Source organism: Streptomyces sp. 8L (assembly GCF_020176795.1).
GTDB lineage: Bacteria > Actinomycetota > Actinomycetes > Streptomycetales > Streptomycetaceae > Streptomyces.
Genome location: NZ_JAIUKE010000576.1, coordinates 1 through 6,339 on the forward strand (window position 1 = coordinate 1; position 6,339 = coordinate 6,339).

Genomic DNA, 6,339 nt, shown 5'->3' on the forward strand with positions numbered 1-6,339 from the left:
CGGGTGGACAACACGGTGGCGGACGGTGCGGTGGTGGGGGATGAGGCGTTGGTGGGTCCGTTCGCGTATCTGCGGCCGGGGACGAGGTTGGGTGTGCGGGCGAAGGCGGGTACGTATGTGGAGATGAAGAACGCGACGGTGGGTGAGGGTACGAAGGTTCCGCATCTGTCGTATGTGGGGGATGCGACGATCGGTGATTTCACCAATATCGGTGCGGCGAGTGTGTTCGTGAACTATGACGGGGTCCGTAAGCACCACACGACGATCGGGTCGCACTGCCGGACCGGGTCCGACAATATGTTTGTGGCGCCTGTCACGGTCGGGGATGGCGTGTACACGGCGGCGGGTTCGGTGATCACGAAGGACGTACCGGCGGGTTCGCTGGCTGTCGCCCGGGGCCAGCAAAGGAATATCGAGGGTTGGGTGGCTCGGAAGCGTCCGGGTTCCGCTGCGGCGCAGGCGGCGGAGACGGCGGGCGGACTGTCGGAGAACGGTGTCTGACGAGGGCGTGACCAGCACCCGGCCGTCGGGTCTCGCGTACGGTATATCTGCACGATTCAGCTGGCTCGCAGGTACCGGTCCGGTACGTGCGGGTGCAGCGGCATCCGACACGTCTGAGGAGTCTGTGCTGTGACCGGGATCAAGACGACCGGCGAGAAGAAGCTGATGTTCTTTACCGGCCGCGCCCACCCCGTACTGGCCGAGGAGGTCGCGCATCAGCTGGGTGTCGGGATCGTTCCGACGAAGGCGTTCGATTTCGCGAACGGCGAGATCTATGTGCGCTACCAGGAGTCGGCGCGTGGGGCGGACTGCTTCCTGATCCAGAGCCACACGGCTCCGATCAATAAATGGATCATGGAAACGCTGATCATGATCGACGCGCTGAAGCGGGCGTCGGCGCGTTCGATCACGGTGATCATGCCGTTCTACGGTTACGCGCGGCAGGACAAGAAGCACCGCGGGCGCGAGCCGATCTCGGCGCGTCTGATCGCCGACCTGCTCAAGACGGCGGGTGCGGACCGCATCCTGACCGTGGATCTGCACACCGACCAGATCCAGGGTTTCTTCGACGGTCCGGTGGACCACTTGTTCGCGCTGCCGATCCTGGCGGACTACGTGGGCACGAAGGTGGACCGGTCGAAGCTGACGATCGTGTCTCCGGACGCGGGCCGGGTGCGGGTCGCGGATCGCTGGTGCGACCGGCTGGGCGCGCCGCTGGCGATCGTGCACAAGCGGCGTGACAAGGATGTCGCGAACCAGGTGACCGTGCACGAGGTGGTCGGTGATGTGAAGGGCCGGGTCTGTGTCCTGGTCGACGACATGATCGACACCGGCGGCACGATCTGCGCGGCGGCGGACGCCCTGTTCGCGCACGGCGCGGCGGACGTGATAGTGACGGCGACGCACGGTGTGCTGTCGGGTCCCGCTGCGGATCGGCTGAAGAATTCGAAGGTCAGCGAGTTCGTCCTGACGAACACCCTGCCGACGGCGGGTGACCTGGAGCTGGACAAGATCACGGTGTTGTCGATCGCGCCGACGATCGCGCGCGCGGTGCGCGAGGTCTTCGAGGACGGTTCGGTGACGAGCCTGTTCGAAGAAGAGGCGTAGAGCGGCGCAGAACGCCGTAAGTCGTATACGGCGGGGGCGCGGGACGGGGACGGGGACGGCCGAGGCGTAACGCTTCTGCGCTCCACTCCCCCGCTCCCCCTCTGATCCGGCTCTTCTCCGGCTCTCCGCGGTGATCGATTTCTGGGCGGCCTCCCCCGCCGGGTAGACTCAATGAGTTGCTCGGCGAGGGAGGCCGTACGCGTAGGTGCGTCCGGCGGTCCGTTATCGACGCGCGCTCCTTGTAGCAGGCCCGTTTCGTGGCCGGGTGACGACGACATCCATCCGTCACCGTTTGCCAGGGAGCCGCCGTCATGGCCGAGCTGAAGATCACTTCCGAGACCCGTACCGAGTTCGGCAAGGGCGCTGCCCGCCGTATCCGCCGTGCCAGCAAGGTGCCCGCGGTGATCTACGGTCACGGCGCGGACCCGGTCCACGTGACCCTGCCGGGCCACGACCTGATGATGGCGCTCAAGACCGCGAACGTCCTGCTGAGCCTGGACATCAACGGCCGCAACGAGCTGGTCATCCCGAAGGCCGTGCAGCGCGACCCGCTGAAGGGCTTCATCGAGCACGTCGACCTGCTGGCCGTGACGCGCGGCGAGAAGGTCACCGTCGAGATCAACATCCTGACCGAGGGCGAGCTGGCCCCGGGCCAGAACCTGCTGGAGCACGTGCTGAACACGCTGTCGGTCGAGACCGAGGCGACGCACATCCCCGAGTCGGTCACGGTGTCCGTGCAGGGCCTGGCTTCGGGTGACGCCGTTCTGGCGAAGGACATCACGCTGCCGTCCGGCACGACGCTGGTGACGGACGAGGACGCGGTCGTCCTCCAGGTGCTGTCCGCGCAGGCCGAGGAGCCGTCCGAGGAGTCCGCCGCGGGCTCCGAGGAGGCCGCGGAGGCCTGAGCCTCGCGCTGAGGGAACGGGGCGGGCGGGCCGGCAGGGTCCGTACGCCCCGTTCCGTGTGTTCCGGGCGGGTTCTGGCGCGCCGGCCGCCTGGTTGACTGTCCGCACGTTCCGTAAGACGAGCTACGAGGGTTGTTGACGATGACGACGGATGGTTCCGCGCCCTGGCTGATCGTGGGCCTCGGCAATCCGGGCCCGGGGTACGCGGCCAACCGCCACAATGTGGGGTTCATGGTGGCGGACCTGCTGGCGGCCCGGATCGGCGGCTCGTTCAAGCGGGCGGGCAAGGCGCAGGCGCAGGTGCTGGAGGGGCGGCTGGGTCCGATGGGGCCGGGCAGTCGTCGGGTGGTGCTGGCGAAGCCGTCGTCGTTCATGAACCTGTCGGGCGGCCCGGTGTCGGGGCTGCGGGACTTCTACAAGGTGGACACGGCGCGCATCGTGGCCGTCCACGACGAACTGGACCTCGATTACGGCGCGCTGCGGCTGAAGCTCGGCGGCGGCGACAACGGCCACAACGGGTTGAAGTCGATGACGAAGGCGATGGGCCCGGACTATCACCGGGTGCGGTTCGGCATCGGCAGGCCGCCGGGGCGTATGCAGGTCGCGGACTTCGTCCTGAAGGACTTCTCGTCCAGTGAGCGCAAGGAGCTGGACTACTTCGTGGACCGCGCGGCGGACGCGGTGGAGGCCCTGGTCATCGAGGGCCTGGAGCGTGCTCGCGAGACGTACGACTCGTAGGGGCGGGCCGGCAGGTCACCGGTCGGCGGTGCCGGGCGGGAGGACCCACTCGGCGGGTTGGCCGGTGAGGGAGGCGATCATGTCGAAGTCGCCGTCGTAATGGAGGATCGTTCTCCGGTTCAGCTCCGCCGTGGCGGCGATCAGCAGGTCCGGGAGGGACAGGGCTCGATGGAAACCCGCGTTGAGGGCGTGGCGCTGGATTTCCAGAGCGCGGTCGAAGGCCCTCTCGTCGCTGACCAGGTAGTCGAAGGCGCGCAGCCAGGTGCTGATGCGGGTGGCCTCGGCGTTGTCGCGTGCCGAGTGAACCATCTCGTACTCGGTGGGTTGGCACACCGCGAGCAGAGAGCGCTCGTGCAGCGGCTTGAGGACTTCCTTCGCGCCCGGTTTCGTCCAGCGCGCCAAGGCGGACTTGTCGATCAGGTAGCGGTCCTGCATCAGGCGGCGCGGCCTCCGTCGCGCTTGAGTGACCCGTCCGCGTTGCGTGGGCCTGTGGTCTCGACGATCTCGCTGAAGTCGACCTCACCGGTGTCCATGGCGTCGAAGAACTCCTGCCGCAAGTGACGCTTGACGGCATCCTCCATCGCGAGTCGCACGGCCTTGGCCTTCGTCTTGGTGCCGAAGATACGCATGGCTTCGTTGACCATGTCCTCGTCGAGGTCGATGACAGTCCTCGCCATGTGCATGACTCCCTTCATGAAGCGCTGACCCCATAAACGATACCGCTATCACGCTACAAGCGATATCGTTCTGATGGTCTTGGCGATAGAGACTTGGACGCACCCATGCAAACAAGCCCGTTGTTGGCATGGGTGCGTGTGCGCGTGCGAGCCTGCTCGATCGTGAAGGCGCGGGCCCTTGCGCGGCGCGCGCGTGACCGACGCCCGCCGCGTCAGCCCAGCGTTCCGGCCGCGACCGCGCGGACGAAGGCGGCCCAGTGCGCGTCGCGTACGCGGTGGAGGCCCTGGTCGGTCGCCAACAAGCGCGTTGTTGGCGCAGCCGGCTTCTGACGTTGGGCTGCGCCTGGTGCACACTTCTGTAATGTGGAGTGCATGACGGACATCGCTTACTCGATCGTGGAAGCACGCGCCCGGCTCGGGGCGATTGCCCGCGAGGTCAGCGCCACACGCGAACCGGCGGCCATCACGGACCACGGACAGACCATCGCGATACTGGTCAGCCCTGCCGACGCCCTGGAACTACAGGAGATGCGGGCCCTGGCCGCCTACCGCGCACGGCAGGCGCGGGGAGAAAGTGCCGGTGTCCCCCACGAGGAGGCGGTCCGCCGGGTGTTCGGCGGAGACGAGGCATGACGTACGAGGTCATCTGGGAACCCGAAGCGCTCGCACAGGCGGAGCGGTGAGGCGTTGTGCGGTGTGACCGACGCCCGCCGCGTCAGCCCAGCGTTCCGGCCGCGACCGCGCGGACGAAGGCGGCCCAGTGCGCGTCGCGTACGCGCAGGACTGGGCCGTCGGTGTTCTTGCTGTCCCGAACGGGGACGAACTCCGGCGCGCCGTCCGCCACTTCGAGGCACTCGCCGCCCTCTCCATTGCTGTACGAGGACTTCCGCCAGGTCAAGTTGCCGCTGGCCATTCGGTATGCGACCTCCTTCAAGAGCCGGTGCGCGTCAGAGCCGACCGGACTTCACAGACGCGACGAAGGCGGACCAGCCCGCGTGAGGAACCCGAAGAACCGGGCCGCTCGGGAACTTGCTGTCCCGGACCGGGACGAGCGCCGGCGCACCGTCCGCCACTTCGAGGCAATTGCCTCCTGAGCCGTTGCTGTACGAGGACTTCCGCCAGACAGCCGCATCCAGGTCACAAGCAGAGTTCATCGTCCCGCGTAGTCCTTAGCCACCGAGGCGATCAAGTCGAGGGAGGACTCCGGTGGCAAAGAGGCAGCCCTGATCAGATCGTAGGCCCTTTCGAACTGGGCGACTGTAGCTGGATCATCGATGAGCTGACCGGTATAGGCACTCTCCGTGTACGTGACCGACGGAGCGTCCTGGAAGGTCATCACGACGGCCGACGAGTCGAGAAACGCCGCAGCTCCCGCTTCGAAAGGCAATACCTGGACGATAAGGCGACGGCTGGCGCGTGCCATCTGCACGATGTGGTTCAGCTGGTCCGCCATGACGGCGGCGCCTCCCACGGGGACCCGTAGGGCCGCCTCGTGCAGAATGGCCCACAACACGGGGGCTGTTGGCTTACTCAAAATGGCCTGCCTCTCAAGGCGCGCCTCCACGAACCCATCGATGACGTCCTCCGCGTCGAAGGGGAGAGTCGCGCTGATCAGGGCATGCGCGTACGCCCTGGTCTGGAGCAGGCCGGGGAGCAGCATCGGCGCGTACTCGCTGATCGTCCGCGCATCCTGTTCCAGTTCCGCCGCCTTGGCGAAGTACTCGGCATGCTTCGACTGGTTGGCGAACCTGCACAGCCGCTGGAAGCGGTCGCCCGTTCCGAACACGCCGTCCAGCAGCCTGGACACGTCCGGCTGCGGGCGGCGCGTCGCGGCCTCGAACTGGCCGATGTAGGTGCCGGAGCAGAAGACGCGGTCGCCCAGGCGGTCCTGGGAGAGGCCGGACTTCTCGCGGGCGAGGCGGAGTTCGGCGCCGTAGAAGGCGCGGGGCGAGCTGTAGGGGTCGAAGTCGTTGTCGCGGTCCCGGTCACGGTGGTTCTGGTGGGTCATCGGAGCGTTCCTCACTGCCCGCAGTCGGCCTTGCTGGCACCAGGGTCCTACTGAGCGTAGCGCCGGTCCGTCACGCTGTGAGCATGAACGATGACATGTGTGAGGAACAAGGCGGGGCCGAGGCCGTGTTCGAGCTTCCGTTTCCCGATGACGCGCTCGCCTCGGCGGTCGCTCTGAGCGACGGGCTGCGGGCGGCACTGGCGCTGCACGGGGTGGTGTTCCCGTCGTTGAGGCCGGATCTGGCGTCGTGTGTGGCGGTGCCGGCGCGTCCGCTGGTGGAGTTGGGGCGGGCGAACCCGCAGGCCGTGGTGCGGCTGACGCGGGTGCTGATGCGGGCGGACGTGCGGTGAGCGGAGGGTCGGGGCCGCCGCCGCGCCCGGTGGTCGTGGACGAGGGGGCGGGG

The 6,339-nt window shown here is 67.5% G+C and carries 10 protein-coding genes and 1 pseudogene; 6 read left to right on the forward strand and 5 right to left on the reverse strand.

Annotated features, from left to right (window positions below):
• The 4 genes and pseudogenes from LCE31_RS34700 to pth all read left to right on the forward strand — a co-directional run.
• Window positions 1-501, forward strand: a pseudogene (locus LCE31_RS34700) (DapH/DapD/GlmU-related protein); the annotation flags it as partial.
• Window positions 502-630: 129 nt separating this feature from the next.
• Complete coding sequence (locus LCE31_RS34705) at window positions 631-1,608, forward strand: ribose-phosphate diphosphokinase (RefSeq protein ID WP_225021645.1); 978 nt, start codon at window positions 631-633, stop codon at window positions 1,606-1,608.
• Between the two features lie 311 nt (window positions 1,609-1,919).
• On the forward strand, window positions 1,920-2,513 hold the full coding sequence (locus LCE31_RS34710) for a 50S ribosomal protein L25/general stress protein Ctc (RefSeq protein WP_225021646.1): 594 nt from the start codon (window positions 1,920-1,922) through the stop codon (window positions 2,511-2,513).
• Window positions 2,514-2,654: 141 nt separating this feature from the next.
• Window positions 2,655-3,251: an aminoacyl-tRNA hydrolase gene (pth, locus tag LCE31_RS34715; protein ID WP_225021647.1), complete on the forward strand. Its 597-nt coding sequence runs from the start codon at window positions 2,655-2,657 to the stop codon at window positions 3,249-3,251.
• A gap of 15 nt (window positions 3,252-3,266) precedes the next feature.
• Here the strand turns inward: pth and LCE31_RS34720 are convergent, their stop codons facing one another.
• Both LCE31_RS34720 and LCE31_RS34725 read right to left on the reverse strand, forming a co-directional pair.
• On the reverse strand, window positions 3,267-3,686 hold the full coding sequence (locus LCE31_RS34720) for a PIN domain nuclease (RefSeq protein WP_225021648.1): 420 nt from the start codon (window positions 3,684-3,686) through the stop codon (window positions 3,267-3,269).
• A complete protein-coding gene (locus tag LCE31_RS34725) occupies window positions 3,686-3,928 on the reverse strand; it encodes a type II toxin-antitoxin system VapB family antitoxin (RefSeq protein WP_225021650.1) in 243 nt (80 codons plus the stop codon). Before LCE31_RS34725 ends, LCE31_RS34720 begins: the two co-directional genes overlap by 1 nt.
• A gap of 372 nt (window positions 3,929-4,300) precedes the next feature.
• Here LCE31_RS34725 and LCE31_RS34730 point away from each other — a divergent pair, with 372 nt between their 5' ends.
• Window positions 4,301-4,561, forward strand: coding sequence for a type II toxin-antitoxin system Phd/YefM family antitoxin (locus LCE31_RS34730; protein WP_225021652.1), 261 nt, complete (start codon window positions 4,301-4,303; stop codon window positions 4,559-4,561).
• An 82-nt stretch (window positions 4,562-4,643) separates the two neighbouring features.
• Here the strand turns inward: LCE31_RS34730 and LCE31_RS34735 are convergent, their stop codons facing one another.
• Genes LCE31_RS34735 through LCE31_RS34745 form a run of 3 tightly spaced genes read right to left on the reverse strand, consistent with a single transcriptional unit; the run spans window position 4,644 to window position 5,936 of the window.
• Window positions 4,644-4,841 (reverse strand): DUF397 domain-containing protein, encoded by a 198-nt coding sequence (locus LCE31_RS34735; protein ID WP_225021654.1) that lies wholly within the window; start codon window positions 4,839-4,841, stop codon window positions 4,644-4,646.
• A gap of 34 nt (window positions 4,842-4,875) precedes the next feature.
• Window positions 4,876-5,082: a DUF397 domain-containing protein gene (locus LCE31_RS34740; protein ID WP_225021656.1), complete on the reverse strand. Its 207-nt coding sequence runs from the start codon at window positions 5,080-5,082 to the stop codon at window positions 4,876-4,878.
• Window positions 5,079-5,936, reverse strand: a complete 858-nt coding sequence (locus tag LCE31_RS34745) for a helix-turn-helix domain-containing protein (protein WP_225021658.1) — start codon at window positions 5,934-5,936, stop codon at window positions 5,079-5,081. Before LCE31_RS34745 ends, LCE31_RS34740 begins: the two co-directional genes overlap by 4 nt.
• Window positions 5,937-6,019: 83 nt before the next feature.
• On the opposite strand from LCE31_RS34745, the gene LCE31_RS34750 reads away from it, so the two are divergent.
• Window positions 6,020-6,286, forward strand: coding sequence for a hypothetical protein (locus LCE31_RS34750; protein WP_225021661.1), 267 nt, complete (start codon window positions 6,020-6,022; stop codon window positions 6,284-6,286).
• The last annotated feature ends 53 nt before the right edge of the window (window positions 6,287-6,339 follow it).